Below are 24,241 nucleotides of genomic sequence, written 5' to 3' on the forward strand. Positions count from 1 at the left end.
CTTAAATTAACTCCCCAAAACGCCTGCCGCCAGTCATCGTCTGTACGTTCGCAAGTCTATGCCCATAGACCGCCTCGAATTCGTCGATTTCGATTGCAGATGTTAAAAATCCACTGGCGCTCGGTTGGAAGATCATGATCTTTCCGTCATAAACACCGAAACCGTGTTGTTCAGGGGATGGCAAAGTAAGCTTTTCCATCCCGTTGTCATTTTCACGATAATTCTTCGTAACCGTTGGCCCGACCGAGGTTTCGAAGGTTATGGTCCCAATCAGAGTGGAGCCGCTTTTGGCCTTGTTGAGTCCGAAAAAACGCCGGAAACCGTTCGGCGCGAATATCTGATTTCCAGGCCGGTCCGTCCCTCGGTTTTTTGTCACATGACCAGCCTCAATCCAGAACGCGGACATCTGGCCTTTCGACTTAACGACCCGTTTCGTATCTCTTGAGCTAATCAAGTTCGCCAAGCGGGTTTCATACGGATCAATGATTTCCCCCAAAGGACATGCCGCTTTCCAGAGAGCTTCGAATGAAGAACTGACGGGCAAGATGTCCCGATCAATCTCTTTCTTCGTGGTGGCGACGGTTGCCCAACCAGCTTCAACACTCCGTAGAAGACCATTGTACGAGAAGTTTCCGGAGCCCAGCACGAGGCCCTGAGCGCCTGAAGCTGCATTCTCGACCAGCATCACCTTCGGATGAAAGTCACGACGGGGTAGGAAGCCTTCTGTTTCAACGACATAGCGCCCATCGTAGATTCGTACCTCGGAATTTGCGCATTTGGCGATCTCGCGTAATGCACGAGGATCCGTTCTGCCGTAATCGATGCCAAACAGCCAACGCGACTTGGTGGCTTTCCAGAAGTGTTCTCCCACGCCTAGTTCAAAAGCCCTGAATCCGGACTGGGTGGCGTAAGCGAAACATGCGAAAATCCGGTCGGCGGAGAGAGCTTCTCGGACTTTGGTGATTTCGGAGAGCGTTGTCGTGGCGATGGATGTTTCGTGAGTGAATCCGGTCATCGCCCAACTGCCTTTCGATACATCATAAACAGGTTTTCAAGTCTGTCCGTGTCATTTTTCATTCTGCGCCCGAAATAGATGCGCTCAACAACTTCATCGTTTTGACGATGTACCTCACGCAAGTCCTCTGGCATCATGTTCGGATCGTAGAGTTCGGCAATGGTGCTTGGGAAATATCGCTCGCGCACTAGAAGAATGTCTTCAGCAGCACGCTGAAGATGCTCTCTGTTCCGATCGGTAAGGGTAGGTACTGGGAATGCATTCCAACCCAACGTGTTAGAGTAGGAGAAATCCGTGCGCATTCGAACGCACACTGTGCCGATCCACACCCAGTGCATGCGGGATGCAATCAACGCCAAGTTCCACAGCGGCGCATCGTAAAGAGCGAAGTTGCGATCCCCAATGATGCAGTCGGCACTCACAAGGTCGACCGGTAGATACTCGCGGTTCTCAGAGGAAACCCGCGGCACCACTATGGCTGCTTTCGCGGCGGTGCCGGCGATCTGAACGAAACGGTGCGCTAGCTTTGCAAACGTCCGTGTAGATTCCGCCGGGGATGCACGCCTATTGTCCGCTACAAGAGCAAGCCGATCCGCTATCAACTGTTGGCCCTTGGCGGCTTCGACATCCTGGTCTTCGATCCAAAGACAATATCGAAGCTTTCCGTTTATTAGTTCCTCAGAGCCCAGAAAACGGCGAACATAGCGAGATGTTGCAGGATCACGACGAAGCTCGGCCGCTTCTTGGATTGTTAAGAATAGGTGTCCTCCGTCGCGTGGCATGTTACCGAAGAGCATAATGGCCTGAGGACCGAGGGGTTTGTTTGCTTTCGCAACCGCGTCCGGCATATTTGGCACCAGATACGGTCCGATTACATTGCATTCGCGGACACGGCCTTCATCATCGAACAATCGTTTGGGCCGATTAGAGAGTGATCCCAGGCCGACGATAATCACGGTGACGCCAGCATTATGGCTCGCGAGATTGCTCCATTTGAATGGTGTGTGAGCAAACCGAATCTCGATGTCACGACGAAATGCGACTGGCCAAATGTCTGAGGCTTGTTGGCCTTGGCATATGCTATTCGTCATCACAAATGCGGCGACCGCGTCCGGAACTTTTGCAGCATAATCGAGATAGCGCGCCACCCAACCGGAAACATAATCAGTCGTCTTAGCTAGATGCGGGAACTTAGCCCATGCGCTCGCTAGTTCTTCTTTCTGTTCAGACGTTTGCCACTTGCTGCCTTTGTAAGGCGGATTTCCGCAAATATATGTCTCGCCGCCTTCATTCTCGAAGTCGATCTGAGCTTGATTGAGCGGTGTGTGAAATAGGTCGTCGGCGTGGTGTTTCATCCCCGTTCCAGTCGGCGGGCAGATGCTGAGCCAGTCGAGCCGCAGGGCGTTGCCGCAGGTGATCCAGTTCTGAGCGTCGAGCGGCAGAAAATCGCGCAGCGCCTCCTTCTGGCCGCGATAGAGCACGTCGCATTGATATTCGGCGATAATGAGCGCGAGGCGCGCTATTTCGGCAGGAAAGTCGCGCAGCTCGATGCCGCGAAAATTCGTCAGAGGGATTTCCGTGCGCCGGTCGGCTTCGTCGCGGCGGCGGTTGATCTCCGCCTCGATGGCCCGCATTTCCTTGTAGGCAATGACGAGGAAATTGCCCGAACCGCAGGCCGGATCGAATACACGGATCTTCGACATGCGCTTGCGCAGGTTGAGCAACATCCGCCCATTGTCGCTAGACTCTTCCAGCTTCTCGCGCAGATCGTCAAGAAAGAGCGGGTTCAGCACCTTCAGGATGTTCGGCACGCTCGTGTAGTGCATGCCGAGCGCGCCACGCTCGTCGTCGTCGGCCACGGCCTGGATCATCGACCCGAAAATGTCGGGGTTGATCTTCTTCCAGTCGAGGCTGCCGATATGCAGCAGGTAGGACCGGGCGATGCGGCTGAACCGCGGCACATCCGTGCTACCGGAAAACAACCCGCCATTCACATAGGGGAATCGACTGGCCCAGCGCGGAACGCCAGCGGCGGCATGCACTTCCGCCTTGGTGTTCATGGCGCGGAACAGCGTACTGATCACGTCATGGGTGTTCGACGAGTCCTTGGCGCTCATCGTCTCGATTGCCGAAGTGAATGCAGCGCCGCTGTCGAAAATCTCGGTATCTTCGGCGAAGAAGCAGAAGATCAGCCGCGCCATGAAATGGTTCATGTCGTGCCGACGCCGCGCTTTGCCCCATTCGGGGTTGTCCTTCAGCAGTTCGACATAAAGCCTGTTCAGACGACTCGTCGCCCGGATGTCGAACGAGCTTTCACGGACCTGCTTGACCGTGGTGATCCCGGCCAACGGCAGGAAGAAGCCAAAGTGGTTCGGAAAATCCGCATAGGCGCAGGAGATCGGCGCGTCGTCGGATGTGAGGTCTTCGGCCTCGAACAGATCACCATCCGTGGCCAGCACAAAGCGCGCCTTCGCCCGAGCGGTGGCAGGGCTGGCCTTCAAAGCCGCGAGCGTCCGCGTAACTTCGCCGGACTCGCAAACGGCAATGTGGATGTTGTTCGTCTGCAGCACGCCGCCCAGATCGGACCTGTTCGACTCGCCCTTGCGCAGCCGTTTGAGCGTGGTCTCCTTGTTCCCGAAGGCTTCTAGAAACGCATACGCGAACTCCTCGGCGTCGAAGGGACGCTCCGCCAGCGCCGAAATCGCTTCTTCAATTTCAACCGCGTTCATGAATTTCCCGCACACATGCCCGATGATATTCCGACTATCGGATGACGATCGCGATCTCAGCCGGTAACACAGGCCTGATCAATTGCCGATCAGGCCAACCTGGCCGCCCTGCCCCGCGCGATTTCTCCCTCATTGTAATATCGCGCCGCCTGCTGCACGGAGCGATGCCGCGATTGCTGCATGGCCTCGGGGAGCGGTACGCCGGCACGGGCCGCCTCGGTGAGATAACCGGACCTCAACCCATGCGCCGAAAATTCTCCCGGATCGAGTCCGGCGGCGGCGCAGCGGCTCTTGATCATCACGTTCACGCTCTGGGGATCGACCGCGGCGGCGCCGATGTTGCCCCATTTGTCGATCGGCCGGAACACGGCGCCAGCGTCGATTTTCGCCAAGGCCAGCCATACGCGCAACGCTTCGACCGGCCGGCCGACGACGAGCACGCTTTCCCCGGCGTCAGTCGAGGACGTTTTGGTCCGACGCAATCGAATCGCCATGACGGGAAGCTTTTCGCCCTTCGGCGCGTCGGGATCAGCGGCGACCGCGTCGCGCTCTTCGAGATCCTCGACTTTGAGCCGTGCGATTTCCGAGCGGCGGCGCCCGCCCGATCCAAAGGCGAGCAGCAGCAGTGCGCGATCCCGGACGTCGATCACCCTGCTCCGCGCGCAGGTCGCGAGCAGCCGGTCGAGAACATCGCGCGTGATCGCTGAAGCGCTTTTGCGCGTCCGCGGCCGATCAGCGGCGCGGATGGCGAGGCGCAGGGCATTACGAACCGACGGACTCGCGAACGGCCCTTCGAGCCCGCGCCAGCGATGCAGGCTGGACCACAATGCGAGGCGGCGCCGCACCGTCGCCGGCGCGTGCGGCCCGTCGGATTTCAGGCGTCCCTCGGCGCGGAGAGTCGCGGCGACCGCTTCTGGCATCCCGTGTTCGGCGTTTCTCTCGTGCTCCGCCGCGTCCCAGAGATGATGCGCGATGAAGCGCAGCACCGTCGCCTCGGCCGCCGGCCAGGCGAGCGGAACGCCGTTCGCAGCGCGCGCCCAGGCTTCGAGATAGCCGAGATCGGAGGCGAGCGCGCGCAACGAATTCGGCCCCGTGCCGGCTTTAGCGAGATGCGTCAGCGTGTCGATCTCGGCGGCGGTCAGCGTCTCGGCCAGGCGATCCCGCGCCGCGAGCGGCAGAAAGCCGGCGAGCGCGTCGATCGCGAAATTGTCACTGGATGTCATGCCCCCCCAGCGGCCCGAGCACGGGGATCTTTTCCGCCTGCGCGGCAGTCGCCAGCTTTTTGTCGAGAGTCGCGAGCGGCAGCCGTTCGGCGATCGCCAGCGCGAGATAGGCCGCGTCATAAGCCGTCAGCCCGTGGACGAGCGCGAGCCGGACGATGTGCTTCGCCTCCCCTCCGCCGGCGTCACGCAGCGGCATTCGGCCGAGACGGTCGATTTGATAGGACAGCATCTCTTCGGACAGCCTGTTGCGCCGCCAGGCAAGGACGAGAAGATTACGCATCTCGTGGAAAAACAGGTTCGGCACGGCGCCGGGCTTCTCACTGAGCCGTCGTGCGAGGGAGGTCGCCGCCGGGCTGTCCTCGTCGGGCAGGAACCAGGCGGCGGCGAGCGAGGCGTCGACGACGAACGGCATCAGTATTTGTGCCCTTCGTGCCGCCATGCGAGAATTTCCTCACGGGTGACCGGCTTGATCTCGCCGCTGTCGCGCGCTTTCAAGATTTCCTCGATGACGGCGGCGCGGCGCGCCTTCTCGTCGAGCGCGGTCAGCTTCGCCACGGGCTCGTTTCCGCGCGCGATGACGATCTCCTCGCCCGCCTCGACGAGGGCGAGGAGCTCGGAGAGCCTGGTCTTGGCCTCGGCGACTTTGACGGTGATGGACATGCTCGCCTCAAGGGATGCGAAACGCCGGCGGGATTCCGGCTTTTGAGAGTTTCAGACATCTTTCTCGCTTGGTCAATAGGCTGGTTCACTGAGTATCGATAAGGGGTACTTATCGATGGTCATGGCCCTCGTTTTTGACCACGCGAGACTTTCGTTACCGCACTCCGCGCGCCAATTACCCGAGCCGAACCCGCAGCCGATGCGTGGCGCCGTCATCGACGAGTCTAAGCCGCAATGGCCGGTCCGCAAGGACGGATTCGTCGAGGGTAGCGAAGGCGACGCCGCGCCCAACGCTATTGGGATTTTCTACCGTGATTTCGTATTGGGTCGAACCGTGTCGCAAAGGGGACCGATAAATTAACTGGGTTGCGACGAACATTAACGATTTCCGACGCAAGAAATCGCCGACTTCACGGAGGACGGCGATGCGTTGGAAGATCACGATCGAGGGCATGGACGAATTTGGCGGACGCGACGGCGCCGAGATGGTGATAGAAAAAGAATTCGGCCGATTGTCGAAGGGGGAGATCGGCCTCTCGATCTCGGACGGCAAGGCGATCATGGCGCGTTTGCAGCAGCTTGTGGTCAAACAGCAATGCGAGGCCTATGTCCTGACGAGCCGGTTTTGCTCCGATTGCGAGACGTTCCGGCGTATCAAGGACTACGGCAAGCGCAAGATCCGAACGGTCTATGGACGCGTCGAAGTCAGCAATCCGCGCATAATGAACTGTCGCCGCTGCCTTCCCTATTCTTTTGACGCTTCGGCTGTTTTGCGCGACATCTGCCCCGACCAAGTGACGCCGGAGCTGATGGAATTGTCGGCTCGCATGGGCAGCCTCATGCCCTATCGCAAGGCGGCGGATGTCCTGGCCGAATTCCTCCCGATCCCGTCAACGGAATCTTTCATGACCCTGCGTCACCGCACGATGAAACTGGGCGAACGGCTCGATGAAAAGGCGCGAGAGCGCGCATGGTTCGAGCCGCCTTCGTCGTCCGAGCACAAACAGGCTGAGCTCGATCTGCCGAACGATCCGGAGCGGAAGTTTGTCGTGAGCATCGATACCGCGCACGTGCGATGCAACAGTTCAGATAAGGCGCGGATCTTCGAGATTGCGGTCGCCCGTTGCGGCCGCGGGCGCCGGGGCTCGCCACCCGGCCATTACTTCGCGACAGCGGACACGTCGAAGGCGAATTGCGCTCACGGACGCTTCAGGCGCTCCAGCGTGAGGGCTACGTAGGATGGGGCGAAATAACGGTTCTTTCGGACGGCGCCGAGATCATGAAACGGCTGCCAAAAGCTTTGCCAAAACCCGCGACGCACATCATCGACTGGTTTCACGTCGCCATGAAGATTCAGCCTCTGCAGCAAATGGCTGACCATATCGTCCGAACGAGCGACAGTCGAAATGGCAGGGCCAACACGATCGGCTGCGACATCCGCTCGGTGAAATGGAAGCTGTGGCATGGGCAAACCGATCGAGCCGTTGATCACCTTGAAAAGATCGTGGCTGATTTGGTGATCCAAAGCGGCCAAGCAGACGCATCGGCCAAGCGTCTCCTCGATCTCGCGCAGCCGTTGCTCACCTACGTCCGTTCCAACCGAAACGCCATCGTCGATTACGGCGCGCGCTACCGATCGGGCCGACGGATCGCCTCCTCGCTCGCCGAGTCGGCTGTCGATTCTCTAGTCGCTCGGCGGATGGTCAAGAAACAGCAGATGCAATGGTCGCTCCTAGGCGCGCACCGCATGTTGCAAGTTCGCGCGGCCGTCCTCAACGGCGACTTGAGCGAGGGTTTGGCTTGGCAGCCCCCAAAGCCAACGCAACCATATCGCTTCGCGTGGATATTCGAGCCGACCCCGCCCTTGCTGAAGGCCGCATGAAACCCAGAGAATTTATCGGTCCCCAGGCCTGGCTCGCCGATGTCCTCGCGCGCATCGCCGCGCATCCTGCGCATCGGATCGACGAGCTGCTGCCGTGGAACTGGCGCAAAGACAAAAAGGACGCTCCCGCGCTGGCCACGTGACCGCGATGAAGTTCCCCTGCGGCCTACGGCGCATGCTTACGTTTTTCCGCAAAGCATTGAAGGATCAGCCGCTGCTGGCTCCGGGCAAGATCGGGACGGATGGCGCGAGCGTCTATCCCAAGGCCATCGCCGACACGGCCACGGAGGGCGTTGCGCCGTCGGGCGCGCTGCACCGCGTCTCCAAACATTTGCAGCAAGGGATTGAAAGCTATCATTTTCACGTGAAGAAGAACATCCCGAAGGTCGGCGGCTTCCAGAGCTTCGCCACAGCCAAGCGCACCATCGCGGGCTTCGAAGCTATGCTGTGGCTCAAGAAGGGCTTCGGCTTCGCCGGAGAATGGACGGTTCGCGGCCAGAATGATTTGCTCGCGCTCTGCTTCGGACTTCAAATGGTTAATAATGCCTAAAAATCGACCGTCCCCGGGGTTTTCGCGACATCCCAAAATGTTTGCGACAAGCCCGGTCGTTGACCGTAAAGCTCTGGACAAACCAGGCCGAAGGTTCTATGCCGATCCAATTATATGGGCTCCCATATAATTGGACCGGCATGAAGTTGATGAACGACAGATCACGACACGCTCAGCTGATCATGGATTCTTTGCGCCGCATCGTTCAGGAGCTGCGGCGATCAACGTCGCGCTGTGAGCAAATTACGGGGCTGACCGGCGCACAAGTCTTCGTTTTAAGGCAAATTCAATCAAAAAATGGTTTGTCGCTCAACGAGTTGGCCGCCCTGACGTTCACTCACCAAAGCACCATGTCCGAGGTGATCTGTCGGCTCGAAAGAAAAGGCCTTGTTCTCAGAAGTAAATCCCGGGACGACGCGCGGCGGCTTGAAATCCATTTAAGCGCCAAGGGCGAGACCGTCCTCGCCTCAGGATATCTGACCGCGCAGGAAAACCTCACACGCGCCATCGCGTCCTTGCCTCACGAGACGGTAATTCACTTGGCGGAAGGGTTGGATCAGTTGATCCGCATGGCGGATCTTTCCGATCAGCGTCCGGTCCTGTTTTTTGACGACGACCGAAGCGGCTCGCCTCCAGGAGAGCGCCCCAAATGAATGCTCATGACGTTGGACGGTCGTCGACCATGGCAGGCTTGCCCATTTCTCCAGGTCTAGGACCGGCTCGCGAACAAGCGCGCATTTTAAGACACCCAAATGCTCTCGATAACAGAACGCTGTTTATCGTCGATCTCACTTGCGAAATGGCGTGTAAGCAACAGGCGTCCTCCCCGAAGAGAGCTTTGCGGGTGAGGATGACTTCTAAGAGCATGTGGACGGGGGCGTTTGTTTGAACTCGGTTAGCGCCCTCTCTTTGCTGACACGGAATGCATCCTGTTCCCAGGGCTTTGCTCAGCGATGCCTATAGCCGACGCCGCCCCCTTGCGCGGATGGCGCTTTTTGCTGCTCAACATTGTGCTTGGACTGGGCAACGTCGTGGTGCTGTCCAATGTGCCCGGCTATGCGGTCGTTGTGCCCTCCGCGGCGGGCGATCTGCAAGGCGTGACGCCGAGTTTTGGCGTCTGGGCCGCGACGGACCACATGATGGGCTTGGCTCTCGGCTTTGCGCTTGCCAGGTGGCTGGCGGCGAGATTCGGCGACTACCGCGTGCTCACCGCCGCTTATGTTTTCTATGCCGCTATCTCCTTCGCTTGCGGGGGAAGCGAGACGATTCCGTCTTTTGTGGCTTCGCGCATTCTGCTTGGCCTGGCGGGCGGCGTCATTCTCCCGGTCGGACAATCCGTGCTGCTCGGCGAATATCCGGAGAGCCTGAGAACGTTCGGCGTCGGGCTTTGGGGCGTTCTGAACGCCATGCCATTCATGGCGGGCATCTATATCAGCGGCTGGTACACGGAATTTCTCGGTTGGCGCGATCTGCTCTATTTGAACATCCCGGTCGCGCTGTTGATCTCTGGCGTCGTGGGTTCGCTGCTTTATGGCCGCGGCTGGCGTCGGCGCTTCCCGCGCGCCGATCTTGTTGGTTTTTTGCTGCTGGCGGCGATTCTTTATGGATTGCAGACGATTTTCAACATGGGCAACGACTTCGACTGGTTCCACTCGCCTATCCTGGTCGTCGCGCTGATTATCGCCCTGGTGGCGTTGCCCTGCTTCATTATCTGGGAGCTTGGAGAGCGGCATCCAGTGATCGACATGCGGCTGTTCGGCCAGCGCAATTATGCGATCGCCACGATCTGCTCGATGGCGGGGTTTTTCGTCATCATGGGATCCTTGGCGGTTTTCGCCAGCCAGCTGCAATTAATTCTCGGCTATAGTCCCTCTCTGGCTGGCGGCGTCTATCTTTCGTTGCTGCTTTTGTCCATGCCGTCCGCCGCCATCGTGCACGAACTGTGCAAGCGCGTCGACATCCGCTTGATCTGTTGCCTGAATTTCCTTGGTTTCGCGGTGACGCTGACCTGGCTCGGCCTGTTCGACAAAACCGCCTCCTTCGACCAACTCGCATGGCCGATGACCTTTTTCGGCTTCTCGTTCGCCATGTTCTTCGCGCCCTTGGCGAACCTCGCGATGCATGGCCTGCAAGGCGCGCGGCTGATGCGCGCGGCGGAGGAGTTCGCGTTGCTGCGTATCGTCGCCGGCGGCTTCGGCATCGCGCTGCAGGGCGTGGTGCTGTTCCGGCGCACGCCTTATCACGCGCTCGATCTTTCCGACGCGTTCGGCGGCAGGCGCTTCGCCGAACTGGATTTGATGAAGCAACTCACCGACAAGCTCGAACCGCTGGGCTTCACGCCCGCCATGGCGACCAGTCAGGTCGGGCGCTTCTTGCAGCAGGAGGCGGGGCTGCTGTCGCTCAACGACGTCTTTTTGCTCGGCGGCGTGATATTCGTCGGGCTTTCCGGCGTCGTCTGGCTCGCCCGCGCCACCCATCCGCCGCGCCTGACCGCGGCGCAAGAGCTGAAGCAACTGACGGCCCAAGAGCTGATGGAACAAATATGAGACGCCGGCGTTTGTCCGTCGCGCCCGCGGCCGGGCTCGTTTTGCTGCTCGGCGGCTGCGCGGAAATATCGCCGAACGGCGAGCGCGCGCCATTTCTGGAGCCTCCGGCCATGAGCCGCACGCTGGCGCGATCCGGCGCGCCGATCGCCGCGCCAACCGAGGCGGTCTGGCCCAGCGGCGAATGGTGGCGGCGCTTTCGCAGTCCCGAACTCGACCACATCGTCGAGACGGCGCTGGCTGAAAATCAAAACCTGAAAAAAGCCATGGAAGCGTTGCGCGACGCCGAGGCTTTCTCGGAGGTCGAAGGGGCGCGGCTGCTGCCCTTCCTCAACGCGGACATGGGCATGCGCCAATCGCGCATTCCCAATCATGGCGTCGTCGCCTCCTATAATCCCGCCCTGGCCGGCCTCGAAAAGACCATGGCCTACATCAACCCGCTGTCGCTTCACTATGAATTCGACTTCTGGGGCAAGAACCGGGCGATCCTCAACGCCGCGCTTGGCGAGGCCGCGGCGCAAGCGGCGGAGACGGCGGAGGCGCAACTGCTGCTGACCACCGCCATCTCGCGCGTCTATTTTCGCATCCGCGCGCTGGCCCGGCAGGCGGCGACCGCGAGCGAGATGGTCAAACTGCGCCAAGACCTGCTCGCGCTCGCGCAAACGCGGTTCAGAACCGGGATCGACACCGCCGACGGCGTGACCGAAGCGAGCGCCGAACTGGAGGTCGCCGTCAAACGCGAAGCCGGCGTCACGGCGCAACTCGACTTCCAGCAGAATTTGCTCGCGCGGCTGATGGGCCATGGACCGGACGCCGGACGCGGCATTGTCGGCGCGAAGACGATGAGCCCGCCGGCGGCTCCCGCCGTGCCGCGACAACTTCCGGTGGAGCTTCTCGCCCACCGGCCGGACGTCGCCGCCGCCATGCATCGCGCCGAGGCGGCGGCGGAGCGGATTCACGCCGCCAAGGCGGAGTTCATGCCGTCCGTCGATCTGACGATTGTCGGAGGACTGGAGGCCTCGAGGACGTCGACGAAGATCGACGATCTCGGCAAGTTCCTGTTCCGAACCTCGGCGATCGGCTACGCCGTCAATCCCAACATCCATCTGCCGCTGTTCCAGGGCGGCAGCTTGCGCGGCCAGTTGGAGGGCCGCCGCTCGGAATATGACGAGGCGGTCGACGACTACAATGAAACGCTGCTCAGGGCGGCGCAGCAGGTCGCCGACAGCCTCGCCAGCCTGAAGGAGACGCGCTCCGAGACGGAGGCGCAGCGCCGCTTGAACGCCGCCGCGCGCGCCGAACTCGAACTCGCGCGCTCGCGCTGGAGCAGCGGCCTGAAGGACAAGCGCGAACTGCTCGCGCAGGCGAACGCCGTGCTCGAACAGGTTTACGTGCTCGACGCGCTCGACGCCGACTACCTGTCGTCGCATGTGGATCTGGTCCAGGCGCTGGGCGGCGGCTATCTGGAGGGTCCAGAAGCGTTCGCGCCGCGGCCGGAGCCGGAACAGGATCGGCTGACGCCGCTCGTCGACGCGATCGAGGCGCTCGGCGGCGGATAGGCGCGCGCCGACCAAGATTGCAACGAGACTTAAGAACACCCAGACGCTTTGGACAGCCAATGCCCCTTGATCGCAAGACGCTCCGTTCCCGCCGCCTGATTTTGCTGTCGCTCGTCGCGCTGGCGGCGCTGGCGGCGGGTTTGTATTTCCTGATCAGATGGCGGACCCATGATCGATTTTGGGTCACCACCGACAATGCTTTCGTCGTCGGCAACATCATTCCGGTGCAAGCCGATGCGACGGGCGTCGTCGCGGATGTTCTGGTCGAGGAAAGCAACAAGGTGAAAGCCGGCGATCTGCTCGTGCGGCTCGACGAACAGCGCGCCAAGGCGGCGCTCGATCAATCCGCGGCCGACCTGGCGCGCGCCGTGCGCGCGGTCGGCGGGCAATTCGCCGCGCGGCGCCAAGCCTGCCAGAAGATCGCCTCGCAGATCGCGCTGCGCGATAGGACGCGCCACGACGTCATGCGCTATCGCCAGGCGTTGCCGAGCGGCTCGGTGTCGCAACAGGTCCTGCAGAACGCCGTGGACCAACTCGCCTCGCTCGAAGCCGAGATGCACGAAAGCCGGGCGGACTATCAGGCGTTTGAATCGCGGCTCGGCGGGCTCACCTTGACCAACCATCCCGACATCGAGGCGGCCAAGGCCAGATACGCCGAGAATTACATCGAATTCGCGCGCCAGCGCATCAAGGCGCCGGTTTCCGGCTATATAGCCAAGCGCAAGGCGCAGATCGGCGACCGCGCGCGGCCCGGCGATCTGCTCATGCAGATCGTTCCGCTCGATTTCCTCTGGATCGAGGCGAATCTATGGGAAAACAGCATGGAGCGCGTGCGGCCGGGACAGCCGGTGACGATTACGGTCGATCTTTACGGCGCCAGCGCTCCCTTTCACGGCCGGGTCGAGGGCATCGTCCCGGGCTCGGGCAGCGTCTTCGCCTTGCTCGCCCCCGACAATGCGACCGGCAACTTCATCCATATCGTCCAGCGCGTTCCGGTGTATATCTCGCTACGTCCCGACGAACTCGAAAAGCGGCCGTTGCGGCCGGGGCTTTCCTCCGTCATCTCCATCGACGCGCATAATGTCGATCAATCGCCCAACGCCTCGATCACCCGCATGGATCCAAAGGCCGACAAAACCGAAATTTTCGCCAATGAAATCGCCGACGCCAATATGCGCGCCCAAAAAATCGTCAGCGAAAATCTCGTCGAAGCCCCCAACGCCGCCATCACCGCATGTCCCATCGGCGAGTAAAAGAATGCGCCTTGTATCGCAAGAGGCAATCTCTCGCGACGACGTCGCCCTCGATTTCGATCTCGTCCCACGACTCGGCATGGCCGACATAATTAATGACGACGTCGCAATGTTGGCTCCAGAAGAATGGAACGGCGGCGAAGGGTTTTCGATCTCCGAGCATGTTGAGCGCCGCTGTTTGTCCCTGCCGTTCGGCGACGTTCCAATGTTCAACCCGAATGCTGGCGCCGCTGTGACGATCGGGTCAACGCGCAATATCGCCCGCCGCGAATATTCCCGGCGCGCTCGTCTCCAGAAACTCGTCGACGATGACGCCACGATCCTTGGAGAGCCCCGCGATCTGCGCCAATTCGAGGCGCGGACGTACGCCTACGCCGCAGATGACGAGGTCCGCCTCCAACTCGTCGCCGCTTCGGAGTGTCACGCGACGCTCGTCAATCGCTGTCGCGACATCCTCGAGATGAAAGACACGCCGCGCTCCTCATGCAGGTTACGCACAAAATCGCCGATCCGTGGGCCGAGCACGCGCTCCATTGGCCGCTTCTCCGGCGCGACGACATGGACTTCGACTCCACGCCCTCGCAATGACGCCGCGACTTCGAGGCCGATGCAACTCGCTCCGAGCACGACGGCCCGTGTCGCGGTTGGGAGGCGTTCAATGATCGCGCGACAGTCGGCCAGCGACCGCAATGTGCGCGCATGCGGCAGATCGGCTCCGGGGATGGGAAGACGAATTGGCTCCGCGCCCGTCGCCAGCAATAAGCGATCGTAAGAAAGCTTCGCACCATCGGCGAGCATGATTTCTCGAGACTTGGGGTCCAGGCTAGTCACGCGAGCGCCGAGCCGCAATTGGACGTCTTGCTCGGCATGGAAATTTTCGTGCCCAGCGGCAACCATTCTTCAGGGGCGTTGCCGGCGAGATAATACTTGGACAGGTTCGGCCGATCCGTCGGCGGATCGGGATCGTCGCTGGCCATGACGATCTTCCCGCCGTATCCTTCGCGTCGCAGCCGGTCGGCGGCGGCGAAGCCCGCCGCGCCGCCGCCGACGATCACAATATTTTTTGGGCTCGATTCAGACGGCGCAATGGCACGAGCACGCTCAACCGGCGCCCGGCATTTCCGCACCACTATTTCGTCGCCGTGTCGCTCGACCTCCCAGCAAGTTAGGGAGCCGAAGGCGGGCGCGGACAGGGCTTCGCCGGTGGAAAGATCGAAGACAGCATGATGCCAAGGGCAGCGGAGGCTCCCATCAACCGCGAGCCCGTCGACGAGAGGCGCGTCCTTGCGCCCAACATTGCACAAGATATGGGCGCCACGTTGAATCAAATGGGCGGCGAGACCTCGTCGCTGGAGCGTGGCCCGGTCAACGGCCCAAAATAGAACAGCGCGAAAAGACCGAAAGCTCCGCTCCATGCCGCGCCGGCGAACGACAGCGCCATCAGATAATGCGCACCGAAGAGCGGCGCGAGAAGTCGCAAGACGGCGGCGAGCGTGATCAGCGCGTAGATCGTCGTCGTGCGGGGACCGGCGATGAGCGCGCGTCCGGTATGGCCGAGTGAAGCCCGCGTCATCACCGCGAGCGTCATCGTCCCAATGGCCCCGACGGTAAGCGCATGCAAGGCGGTCGTCTGCTGCAGTATCGATACGAGGCTGTTGAAGCCCAGCAGCAGGAGTCCGAGCGACAGCCATCCATAGCCAAGATGCAAAACCCATAGAAGCGGCTCGCGCAAGGTTTTCTCGCCGCGCCAGCGCGCAAACCGCGCGGCGAGCGCGACACCCGCGGCAAGTTCGAGCCAGGGCGTCCACCTCGCCTCGGGCGTCATCACCCAGGCTGACAAAGCGACAGCCGTCGCCGCGAGCGCGATCCGATCGACGAGATCGAAGGACGCGGGCGTCGCGGCCTTGGGATCCTGCTTGACCAGCCAGTTGCGTGTGAAACTTGGAACGATGCGTCCGCCTATGAGGCTGACGAGCATCAGCAGGGTGGCGACGCCGAGCCGATTGCCGATGTCAAAGGTTGTAGCGATTCCAAGTGCATCGAAATGCGTGAGGACGTTGCCGAGCAGCAACAACATCAGCGCGCCGAGCATTGGAAGATTGCGCCAGTTATGGCCGGCGATGATTTCCCGGGCGATGACTATCAAGAACAGAGCGGGAAACGAGAGATCGACAGCGGCGGCGACGCCGACGCCGATCCTCCCGGACAACAGAACGGCGATCCGTCCACACAGCCACAGCAGCACGAGCAAGGCGAGCGGCACGCCTTGCAATGGCATTCGCCCCGTCCAATTGGGTATCGCCGTCAGCAGGAAGCCAGCGACGACCGCCCCGCCATAGCCGAACGCCATTTCATGCGCATGCCAGACATTCAGGGGAAACGCCGTGGGCGGCTGAATCCAGCCCGCAAAAGAGGCGATGGACGCCGGAACGACCAAGCAGGCCCAAACCGCCGCAAGCAAAAAGAACGGACGAAATCCCGCGGACAGCACGGCGGGGCCACTCTGTGGGCGATAGCGGGGAATCGGGGCCATGGGTCACCGCGCTTGGAATACTGTTTTACAGGGCAGCACTCCTACGCTCCGTTGCCGGTAATGTCGAGAATGCCTTCTGAACTCTGGCGCATAAGATAGTTCGATGTCGATTTCGATAGCTCCGCACGTTCCCGCGAATTTTGAACAAGCACAACACCCACATGATGCCGGTTCTCAAGGACACGGGGCGCCGCAGATTGTTCTTTCACAGCAGAGCAAAACCCTGTCACGGCCACGCGCTTGGAACCTCTCTCGTCTTGAGAACCTTTCTGATCCACCAAAGCCTGTCCACAAGAATACGAACGCCGTCGTCAGAAGCAGGGCGCTCATAGGCCGGCTTGAGCGCAACATTTTTTATCGCAAGCTTGAGCATAGTCGTTCATCGTAAAGCTCTGGACAAATCACGCCTCAGGTTTTATGCCGGTCCAATTATATGGGGTACCATATAATTGGACCGGCATGGAGTCGATGGACGACAACTCGCGTCACGCTCAGTTGATCATGGATTCTTTGCGCCGCATCGTTCAGGAGTTGCGGCGATCAACGTCGCGCTGTGAGCAACTTACGGGGCTGACCGGCGCGCAAGTTTTTGTTTTAAAGCAAATTCAATCAAAAAATGGTTTGTCGCTCAACGAGTTGGCCGCTCTGACGTTTACTCACCAAAGCACCATGTCCGAGGTGGTCTGTCGACTCGAAAACAAGGGCCTTGTTCTTAGAAACAAATCCCCTGACGACGCCCGGCGGCTTGAAATCCATTTAAGCGCCGAGGGCGAAGCCGTCCTCGCGTCAGGGCATTTGACCGCGCAGGAAAACCTCACGCGCGCCATCGCTTCCTTGCCTCCCGAGACGGTGATTGACTTGGCGCAAGGGTTGGATCAATTGATCCATATGGCTGATCTTTCCGATCAGCCTGCCGTCATGTTTTTTGACGACGACCGAAACGCCACGCCTCCAGGAGAGCCCCCGAAATGAATGCTCATGACGTTGAACGGTCGTCGACCACGGCGGGCCTGCCCATTTCTTCGGGTCTAGGGCCGGCTCTCGAACAGGCGCATATTATCAGACACCCTAATGTTCTCGATAGCAGAACTCTCTTTATCGTCGGTCTCAGCGTCGTTCTGGCGCTCGCAACGACCATCGTTGCCCGGGGACTGATATTTCTGATCGGGTTGATCACCAATCTGGCCTTTTACGGGCGGTTGTCGGGGGAACTTTCGTCTCCCGCGGGTAACGCACTGGGATATTGGGTGATTCTTGTTCCCGTCATCGGCGCGGGGATCGTTGGCGTCATGGCCCGCTATGGCTCCAAGGCCATTCGCGGTCATGGCATCCCCGAGGCCATGGAACAGGTTCTTACCAACGAGAGCCGAATTCCCCTGCGGATGACTTTTTTGAAGCCCCTTTCCTCCGCCATCGCCATCGGCACGGGCGGCCCCTTCGGCGCGGAAGGTCCTATCATTGGCACGGGAGGGGCCTTGGGTTCGCTGTTGGGACAGCTTATTCATGTATCCGCCCATGAACGCAAATCCCTGCTGGCGGCAGGAGCGGCCGCGGGAATGACCGCTATTTTCGGCACGCCTTTTTCCGCCATTCTTCTGGCCATTGAATTGCTCCTGTTTGAGTTTCGTCCCCGCTCCTTTATTCCAGTGACGTTTGCCGCGTTGACCGCCATATGCCTGCATCCCATATTGTTTGGCCCCGCGCCCCTGTTTCATGTTCCAGACCTGCCCCCGGCAAGTCAAAGCGCGCTTTTGGCCTATGCTCTGGAAGGAATCGTGCTGGGGTTGTGCGCGGTCATCATCTCGAAATCGATCTACTATGTTGAAGACCTATTTGAGCATTTGCCGATTCACTGGATGTGGTGGCCCGCATTGGGGGGACTGGTGGTAGGGGCCATCGGCGTGTTCTCTCCTCGCACCATGGGCATTGGCTACGAGAATATCGAGCAGATACTCAATGGAAATTTTGTCGGTCCGACATTGATGGCCTTTTGCGCCCTCAAGTTCATTTCATGGTCCATTGCTTTGGGCAGCGGCACCTCCGGCGGCACGCTGGCGCCACTTTTCACCATTGGCGGCGCGATCGGCGTTTTGACGGGGCAGCTAATGAACATCCTTACCCCGAACATTGGGCTCGACCTGCGCATGGCGGCGCTGGTCGGCATGGCCAGCTGTTTCGCCGGAGCGTCTCGCGCCATGTTCGCTTCCATTGTTTTCGCGCTGGAGATTACCCGACAATTCAATAGCTTATTGCCCTTGCTCGCAGGCTGCGCCACTGCCTTCATGGTGTCTGCCCTGCTAATGAAAAACACCATCATGACCGAAAAGCTCGTTCGTAGAGGGCATCATGTGCCGTCCGAATACCTAGCGCACGACACAAGATCATAGGCCTCGCCCGATGTCGCCTCGTTCGAAATTCGAAGTCATTGTCTGGGTCAGAAAGACCGGCGCGTTCCTCGCGCTACGCGATGAATTGATCGGACTTGCGGCGGACGAGCCTGATGAGGTTTCCGAACATGACGGCATGGTCGACTTTCATTGGCGCTTCGACAGTTTTGCCAAAGCCGAGACTGTCGCGGCGGCATTGACGGAGCTTCGCCAGAGAACAGAAGTCGTTCTCTTGCGCCTGTCGAATTGCGACGACCCGCACTCGTCGTTCACTTTCAAGGATGCGCGGCATGTCGGACGCTAACCTGTTGACGCCGCAGCGCCGTCTGAAGCCGCGTCTTGCGGCGGCACGCGACGCCTTCTTGAGGAAACTGGACTCAACGACGCTCGCGGAATGGTCCTACCTCCGAAACGCCACAGCACATTCCGGCTTCGATCATCACGTGAGAAGCAGGACACTGGACACGCCAGCAACACGGTGCAGAAAATGAAACCGCTTGAATTCGAAGATGGCGCCATTCAAGTCGATGCGACGATTGTCGCAAATGGACTCGGTATCGAGCCAACGCTCCTTCTGGAGCGCTTGCGCGAAGGTAAGATCACCAGTCTGTGCGAACGAGGAATTGACGCGGACAGCGGCCGGTATCGATTAACTTTCTTTTCCGAGAACCGCCGCTTCAGCCTCACTGTCGACGAGAGCGGGATCATAATCCAACGCTCGACTATTGATTTTGGTCAGCTGCCGCTTCCAGCCTCGGCGCGCAAGCCCGGCTGATGATCGCTTTGCTCTGCTCGAGCGTCCTCCAAGCGTCCAGACTCGCATCACGTTAGGCGGCGACAATCTGGATGAGAAATTTTCATCCAGATTGTCGCGACCCAGGATCGAAATAGCTCTCGCTCCAAATTGTGTCCCGATTGGGCGCTTGCACAGCCCGCGTTTTGTGTGAGAACAAACCCATTGTTTTGGGGAAGGATCGACGATGGGGCGCAATCACGTCCAATTTCAGAAAGGCCTGTGCGAGAGCGATTTCGACAAATCTTACGGGATCAAGATCACGGCGCTTACGCAAATAAGAGCAAAAATTGATGCTTGCTCATTCCTCGGCGGCTGGGGGCGCTGGTCGATCACGAACAACCTTCCTCGATCCAATGGCGGGCGCAAGACCCGGCTTTTCATGACCGGCGGCCACTACTCGTAAACCTTCACGGACGCGATTAGAGCATTATCCGATCAAGCTGCATCGTAGCCGGTTGAAGCGAAGGTAACCGGTGCGACAGATGCACCACTCATGCGGCGGCTTTTTGAACCTCGGCTTCGCGCGCGGCTTTCCAGTTCCATGCGAAGAGTTCATGAAGCTGGTTGCTCTTCGTGACGCCGGAGACAATGCGTTCGACGACATCCGTCAGCCATGTCTCGGGATCGACGTCGTTTAATTTTGCCGTGTTAAGTAGCGACGATATGATTGCCCATGTCTCGCCGCCGCCCGCGTCTCCGCAGAACAGACTATTCTTTTTTCCGATTGCAATCGGACGGATCGAACGCTCGACAATGTTGGAGTCTGGCTCCAATCGCCCGTCTTCAAGGAAAAGCGTGAGGCCCGCCCAGTGGCCAAGCGTGTAATCGATTGTTTCGCGTAACGGAGAGATTCTCGATATGCCGTCCTTCACCGCGACGAGCCGCGCGTGCAACGCTTCCATGATCGGCTTCGTTTCAGCTTGTCGCACGGCGCGGCGATTGTCGGCGCTGGTTCCCCGAACGCGCTTCTCGATGGCGTAGACCTCGGCCAGCCGCTCGATCACCTCCCGCGCGAACGGCGATTGCGTCGATTTGTGGATGGCGACAAACTTGCGCCGCGCGTGCGCGACACAAAACGCCAGGCGGATTTTGCCGTTCGTCGCCTTTCCCTTGCCGCCGGCCAACGACTTGTAGGCGGCGTAGCCGTCGACTTGCAGCACGCCCGAGAAGCCGCGGAGCTGTTCGGCGATCTCCTTCTTGCCGCGTCCTTCCGCGAACACATAGACGACCGCAGGCGGCGCGGGCCCCTTCCAGGCGCGATCGTCCGTCGCATGGGCCCAGAACTGGCAGGTTTTCGTTTGTTTGCGCCCGGGTTCGATGACTGGCATGGGCGTCTCGTCGCAGAACAGCCGGGGATAGGTGTGCATGTGGGCGAGTTGCAGGAGATAGAGACCCTTCAGCATCCACGCCAATTGCTTCATCCAGCGCGCCAGCGTCGAGCGATCGAGATCAACGCCGAGCCCGGCAAGGATTTGCATTTGCCGGTAGAGCGTCGATTGCCATCCGTATTTGGCGACGGCGATGTGGCAGACGAGCGCTGTCGTCACCATGCCGCCCTCGATCAATCGCGCGGGGGCTTTCGCCTGAACGACCTTTTCCTCGCAATTCCGGCAGGCGTATTTGGGACGGATCGTGCGCAGAACCCGCACCACCGCTGGAACCCGATCGAGCGCCTCGCTCGCCTCCTCGCCGATGCGATGCAGCTTGCCCGCGCAACAGGGACAGACGGTCGTGTCCGGTTCGATCGTCACCTCGTGGCGCGGCAGGTTCGCGGGCAAGGCTCCGATGTTTCGTTTTGATTTTGCGCGTGGACGCCGCGCGCGCTCGTTCGTCGATGCCGCGTCGTCGTTGGCGGGCGGCGGCGCAATGCTGGCAGCATCTTCCAGATCGAGGGGAAGTTGTTCGGCGAGGATGACGGACAACCGCTCCGACCGCGCACCAAAAATAAGCCCTTTCAAATTGGCGACCATCGCGCGCAAAGACTCGTTTTCCGCGTCGAGCCCGAGCGCCAGTTCGGCCAGTAAGGCGGGGTCAGAGGGAAGGTTTTCAGGGCGCAGCGCCATAAGCTCAAGCTAGCGCAAAATACTCTAAAATGCCAGTAAAATAAGGCGTTTCACGCAACAATTGTCGGGCGCTTCACGACCTTTGGAACCACCCGCGACCATTCCGAAAGCCCCTCGACAAGCATGGCCAACTGCGTCGCGCTGACGCGCATGACGCCATCCTTGACGGGAGGCCAGGCGAAATGCCCTTCCTCGAGCCACTTCGTCGCCAGAATCATGCCCGTGCCGTCGAACATCAAAATCTTCAATCGATCGCGGCGCTTCGAGCGAAACACGAAAATATCGCCGCAATACGGATTGCCCAAACCCTCCGCGACCAAGGCGACGAGGCCATGCACGCCTCGCCTGAAATCGATTGGCTGCGTGGACACGAACACGCGCGTCTCCGAGGCGAACGAAATCATCGCGCCGTACGCAACGCCGATATCACCGCATCAAGCGTGGCGCGGTCAACGCCCTTGGGAACCCGGATCGTCGCGCCGCCAATTTCGATTTTGATCGCGCCCGAAGTCGCCGGCCTCGAGACGGAAGCGGCGCTCTTTTCGCGATGCGTCGCGTCGCTTTCCACGAGCACCGTGGCGAACAGCTCGCGTTTCGTCGAGGGCGAGGCGGCCAACGCTCGCGCCTGTCGTCGCCAGATGTTTAGCAGGCCGCGACTCACGCCATTGCGTCGCGCGACCTCCGAAATATTCGCCTTGGGTCGCAGGCTTTCCCCAACGATCCGGTCCTTTTCCTCCGGCGTCCAATCCCGTCGGCGGCGGTGTCCGGTGATCACCTCGACCCGACGATAAGTCCTGTCATCATGCATGGCATCAACCATGGCATTAGCCATCCGAGCACTCCGTTGAGTTTTTGATCTCGCGCGGGAGTGTCGCTCATCCACGACAAATTACGAGGTGGGTCGGTCGCGCCGGTTACGGTTGAAGCGAAGTAGTTCATGCACTCTTGCGGGGTGAAGCTCTGCAACGCCTCTCCGACTGCCGCCTCCAGCGCCTCGGCCGTCCGCGCCGCGATGCGCCGCAGGATCGACTTGATCTTGGAGAACGACTCCTCGATCGGATCGAAGTCGGGCGAATAGGGCGGAAGATAAACCAGGCGCGCGCCCTTCGCCTCGATGGCTTCCTTAACGCCGGCGACTTTGTGCGTGCGCACATTGTCCATCAGCACTGTTTCGCCCGCGGAAAGCGTCGGCGCCAGAACCTGCTCGACATAGGCCAGGAACGACGCGCCGTCGAGCGCGCCGTCGATCGTCATCGGCGCGTCGATGCGATCCCACCGCAGCGCCGCGACGAGCGTCTTCGTCTTCCATCCGAACGGGACGGACATCCGGCAACGCTCCCCGCGCGGCGCCCAGCCGAAGCGGCGCGCCATATTCGTCGAAACCGCCGTCTCGTCGAGAAACACGAGCTTCGAGGGATCGAGATCGAGCTGTCCCTCAAACCACGCCTCGCGCGCCTCGGCGACATCCTCTCTTTCTTGCTCCGATGCATGGCCGGTCTTCTTCTTGCGCGTGATTTTGTGCCGCGCCAGGAACCGCCAGACCGTCGCATGGCCGAAGCCGACGCCGTGGCGCTCCCTGATCTTCTCGCGCAGTTCGAGAATCGTCAGGTCCGGCTGCTCCTCGAGCTGCGCGAGGATGAATTCGGCGTGCGCCTCGATGCGCCGCGATCTGCGGTCGCCGCCCATCTTCGAAGGCGCGACGCTTCCCGAGGTTTCAACGCGCTTCGCCCAACGGACCGCGGTCGCAGGACCGATGTCGAATCGCGCCGCGGCCTGACGACGCGACATTCCGCCAGTGATCGCCTTCATCACCTTCTCGCGAATATCCATCGAAAGCGCCATGATCCCCCCTCCAGCAGCCTCGCCCCGCCTTCAGCTCGACGGGCGCTCCTTCAGATATGGGAATCATGGGAATTATATTGAATCCTCTCCTGAATCCGCATGCTCGGACTATGCTCTAATAACATCCCCTTCTCGTCCTGTAGCATAGACGACGTAAGCCGAATAAGAGAACTCCGGCGCTTGGACGACTCGCCGCAATCGGCCATCAGCGAGGAAGGGTTGCGCGGCGCCGATCCGGTAGTACCCTGAACCGCCGACGGTCAAGAGATAAGTGAGCGCGAGCGGCCCTGTCCTTTCAGTCAATGGATACGCAACAGAAAGTCGCGAAGGACGATCGCCTCGTTATGAGCCTCATCGTGGGCTGCAAAGACCAGCGTAATCCGTCCCTCTCGGGCCAGAGCTCGAAGTTCCTCGATCTCATCAAGGTGACCTTCTAACTCCTTCTCATATCGACGCCGAAACTCCTCCCAACGCGCGACATCGTGTCCAAACCACTGCCGTAGCTCGGTGCTTGGCGCAGTCTCCTTGAGCCATCGATGAATCTTCGCATCGGTCTTCTTGATCCCACGCGGCCAAAGCCTGTCGACAAGAATACGAACGCCATCGTCAGACACCGGGCGTTCATAGGCGCGCTTGAGCGCAACATTTTTTGTCGCAATCTTGCGCATTGTCGGAATCTCATATTGCAGTCACATTCCCGCGTTCTTTTCCGTGCGAGCATTCGGGATCACCGCCGATCGCGCGGGCACGATGGCTAGGTAGCTTGCGATCGGCACATGAAGCCGGCCTGTCACGCTACGAACGTGAACATTACGACGAAAACGATGACTCAGGCAAATTCTCCAAGGAGTTGCCTGCGCCAGGTCGGTATAGACTTCGACGGGTTCAGGTTTGACGACATGATGACACGTTGAAACGTCCCTCGCGCGAAAAACCGCTTCCGCGAGGATTCGCGAAGCGTCTCATACCGTCTGTTCGTTCGAAGCACGCGGCGGCGTCCTGAATACAATTCTGACGGTGCGCGCTTACGCCCCGCGCACCAGCCAAGGAACCCTGTTCGCGCACAACGCTAGAAAACCTCGAAAAGCGCCTCTGACCGCGCTCGTCGAAGCAATCATCGCCCCCTCACCCGGAACCCGGCATGAGCCAGAATCGTTATTGATATCCGTTCCAGCGGTGAATAACATTATGGGCGGCGATTGGGGA

General features: G+C 60.1%; 19 protein-coding genes and 5 pseudogenes. 12 read left to right on the forward strand and 12 right to left on the reverse strand.

All coding sequences use genetic code 11. The annotated features are described in order from the left end of the window. Position 1 precedes the first annotated feature (1 nt). From CQW49_RS22845 to CQW49_RS22865, 5 genes are all read right to left on the reverse strand, one after another. Positions 2 to 1,015 carry a hypothetical protein gene (locus CQW49_RS22845; protein ID WP_099832015.1) on the reverse strand — a complete coding sequence of 338 codons (1,014 nt, stop codon included), beginning with the start codon at positions 1,013 to 1,015 and terminating at the stop codon, positions 2 to 4. Next, positions 1,012 to 3,744 carry a class I SAM-dependent DNA methyltransferase gene (locus tag CQW49_RS22850; RefSeq protein WP_099832016.1) on the reverse strand — a complete coding sequence of 911 codons (2,733 nt, stop codon included), beginning with the start codon at positions 3,742 to 3,744 and terminating at the stop codon, positions 1,012 to 1,014. Before CQW49_RS22850 ends, CQW49_RS22845 begins: the two co-directional genes overlap by 4 nt. An 89-nt stretch (positions 3,745 to 3,833) precedes the next feature. Next, entirely contained in the window at positions 3,834 to 4,967 is a 1,134-nt protein-coding gene (locus tag CQW49_RS22855; RefSeq protein WP_099832017.1) for a site-specific integrase, read from the reverse strand. Beyond that, positions 4,954 to 5,379 (reverse strand): type II toxin-antitoxin system VapC family toxin, encoded by a 426-nt coding sequence (locus tag CQW49_RS22860; protein ID WP_099832018.1) that lies wholly within the window; start codon positions 5,377 to 5,379, stop codon positions 4,954 to 4,956. Before CQW49_RS22860 ends, CQW49_RS22855 begins: the two co-directional genes overlap by 14 nt. Continuing rightward, entirely contained in the window at positions 5,379 to 5,627 is a 249-nt protein-coding gene (locus CQW49_RS22865) for a type II toxin-antitoxin system Phd/YefM family antitoxin (RefSeq protein WP_099832019.1), read from the reverse strand. Before CQW49_RS22865 ends, CQW49_RS22860 begins: the two co-directional genes overlap by 1 nt. Before the next feature lie 425 nt (positions 5,628 to 6,052). On the opposite strand from CQW49_RS22865, the pseudogene CQW49_RS22875 reads away from it, so the two are divergent. The 7 genes and pseudogenes from CQW49_RS22875 to CQW49_RS22905 all read left to right on the forward strand — a co-directional run bounded on the left by CQW49_RS22875 (position 6,053) and on the right by CQW49_RS22905 (position 13,414). Beyond that, positions 6,053 to 7,509: pseudogene (locus CQW49_RS22875) on the forward strand (ISKra4 family transposase). Positions 7,510 to 7,523: 14 nt separating this feature from the next. Continuing rightward, positions 7,524 to 7,652: pseudogene (locus CQW49_RS22880) on the forward strand (transposase domain-containing protein); the annotation flags it as partial. A gap of 41 nt (positions 7,653 to 7,693) precedes the next feature. Beyond that, positions 7,694 to 8,059, forward strand: a pseudogene (locus tag CQW49_RS22885) (DDE-type integrase/transposase/recombinase); the annotation flags it as partial. A gap of 140 nt (positions 8,060 to 8,199) precedes the next feature. Beyond that, complete coding sequence (locus tag CQW49_RS22890; RefSeq protein ID WP_157926121.1) at positions 8,200 to 8,712, forward strand: MarR family winged helix-turn-helix transcriptional regulator; 513 nt, start codon at positions 8,200 to 8,202, stop codon at positions 8,710 to 8,712. Between the two features lie 342 nt (positions 8,713 to 9,054). Next, a complete protein-coding gene (locus tag CQW49_RS22895) occupies positions 9,055 to 10,605 on the forward strand; it encodes an MFS transporter (protein ID WP_244593448.1) in 1,551 nt (516 codons plus the stop codon). Next, the gene (locus CQW49_RS22900; RefSeq protein WP_099832023.1) at positions 10,602 to 12,161 is read left to right on the forward strand and encodes an efflux transporter outer membrane subunit; all 1,560 of its coding nucleotides are present in this window, start codon (positions 10,602 to 10,604) and stop codon (positions 12,159 to 12,161) included. The genes CQW49_RS22895 and CQW49_RS22900 overlap by 4 nt, the downstream gene beginning before the upstream one ends. Positions 12,162 to 12,220: 59 nt before the next feature. Continuing rightward, positions 12,221 to 13,414 (forward strand): HlyD family secretion protein, encoded by a 1,194-nt coding sequence (locus CQW49_RS22905; protein WP_099832024.1) that lies wholly within the window; start codon positions 12,221 to 12,223, stop codon positions 13,412 to 13,414. A gap of 10 nt (positions 13,415 to 13,424) precedes the next feature. On the opposite strand, the pseudogene CQW49_RS22910 reads toward CQW49_RS22905, so the two are convergent. Both CQW49_RS22910 and CQW49_RS22915 read right to left on the reverse strand, forming a co-directional pair. Further along, positions 13,425 to 14,742 (reverse strand): annotated as a pseudogene (locus tag CQW49_RS22910) (FAD-dependent oxidoreductase); the annotation flags it as partial. Further along, positions 14,739 to 15,947: an NnrS family protein gene (locus CQW49_RS22915; RefSeq protein ID WP_099832025.1), complete on the reverse strand. Its 1,209-nt coding sequence runs from the start codon at positions 15,945 to 15,947 to the stop codon at positions 14,739 to 14,741. The gene CQW49_RS22915 and the pseudogene CQW49_RS22910, both read right to left, overlap by 4 nt. Before the next feature lie 468 nt (positions 15,948 to 16,415). Between CQW49_RS22915 and CQW49_RS22920 the strand changes: the two genes are divergently transcribed. From CQW49_RS22920 to CQW49_RS22940, 5 genes are all read left to right on the forward strand, one after another. Continuing rightward, the gene (locus CQW49_RS22920) at positions 16,416 to 16,919 is read left to right on the forward strand and encodes a MarR family winged helix-turn-helix transcriptional regulator (protein ID WP_157926122.1); all 504 of its coding nucleotides are present in this window, start codon (positions 16,416 to 16,418) and stop codon (positions 16,917 to 16,919) included. Next, positions 16,916 to 18,334 carry a chloride channel protein gene (locus tag CQW49_RS22925; protein WP_099832027.1) on the forward strand — a complete coding sequence of 473 codons (1,419 nt, stop codon included), beginning with the start codon at positions 16,916 to 16,918 and terminating at the stop codon, positions 18,332 to 18,334. The genes CQW49_RS22920 and CQW49_RS22925 overlap by 4 nt, the downstream gene beginning before the upstream one ends. A 10-nt stretch (positions 18,335 to 18,344) precedes the next feature. Then, entirely contained in the window at positions 18,345 to 18,638 is a 294-nt protein-coding gene (locus tag CQW49_RS22930; protein ID WP_099832028.1) for a hypothetical protein, read from the forward strand. Positions 18,639 to 18,821: 183 nt separating this feature from the next. Continuing rightward, positions 18,822 to 19,109, forward strand: coding sequence for a DUF6522 family protein (locus CQW49_RS22935; RefSeq protein ID WP_099832111.1), 288 nt, complete (start codon positions 18,822 to 18,824; stop codon positions 19,107 to 19,109). Between the two features lie 205 nt (positions 19,110 to 19,314). Beyond that, positions 19,315 to 19,533, forward strand: coding sequence for a hypothetical protein (locus tag CQW49_RS22940; protein WP_099832029.1), 219 nt, complete (start codon positions 19,315 to 19,317; stop codon positions 19,531 to 19,533). A gap of 88 nt (positions 19,534 to 19,621) precedes the next feature. On the opposite strand, the gene tnpC is transcribed toward CQW49_RS22940, so the two are convergent. The 5 genes and pseudogenes from tnpC to CQW49_RS22970 all read right to left on the reverse strand — a co-directional run bounded on the left by tnpC (position 19,622) and on the right by CQW49_RS22970 (position 23,703). Beyond that, positions 19,622 to 21,193: an IS66 family transposase gene (gene tnpC, locus CQW49_RS22945; protein WP_099832030.1), complete on the reverse strand. Its 1,572-nt coding sequence runs from the start codon at positions 21,191 to 21,193 to the stop codon at positions 19,622 to 19,624. A 50-nt stretch (positions 21,194 to 21,243) separates the two neighbouring features. Next, positions 21,244 to 21,597 carry an IS66 family insertion sequence element accessory protein TnpB gene (gene tnpB, locus CQW49_RS22950; RefSeq protein ID WP_099832031.1) on the reverse strand — a complete coding sequence of 118 codons (354 nt, stop codon included), beginning with the start codon at positions 21,595 to 21,597 and terminating at the stop codon, positions 21,244 to 21,246. Further along, on the reverse strand, positions 21,594 to 22,025 hold the full coding sequence (gene tnpA / locus CQW49_RS22955; protein WP_099832032.1) for an IS66-like element accessory protein TnpA: 432 nt from the start codon (positions 22,023 to 22,025) through the stop codon (positions 21,594 to 21,596). The genes tnpB and tnpA overlap by 4 nt, the downstream gene beginning before the upstream one ends. Positions 22,026 to 22,114: 89 nt before the next feature. Beyond that, a pseudogene (locus CQW49_RS22960) lies at positions 22,115 to 23,035 on the reverse strand (IS630 family transposase); the annotation flags it as partial. A gap of 299 nt (positions 23,036 to 23,334) precedes the next feature. Next, positions 23,335 to 23,703 carry a DUF488 domain-containing protein gene (locus CQW49_RS22970; RefSeq protein ID WP_099832033.1) on the reverse strand — a complete coding sequence of 123 codons (369 nt, stop codon included), beginning with the start codon at positions 23,701 to 23,703 and terminating at the stop codon, positions 23,335 to 23,337. Positions 23,704 to 24,241: the final 538 nt, after the last annotated feature.

The sequence above is a fragment of the Methylosinus trichosporium OB3b genome (assembly GCF_002752655.1).
GTDB lineage: Bacteria > Pseudomonadota > Alphaproteobacteria > Rhizobiales > Beijerinckiaceae > Methylosinus > Methylosinus trichosporium.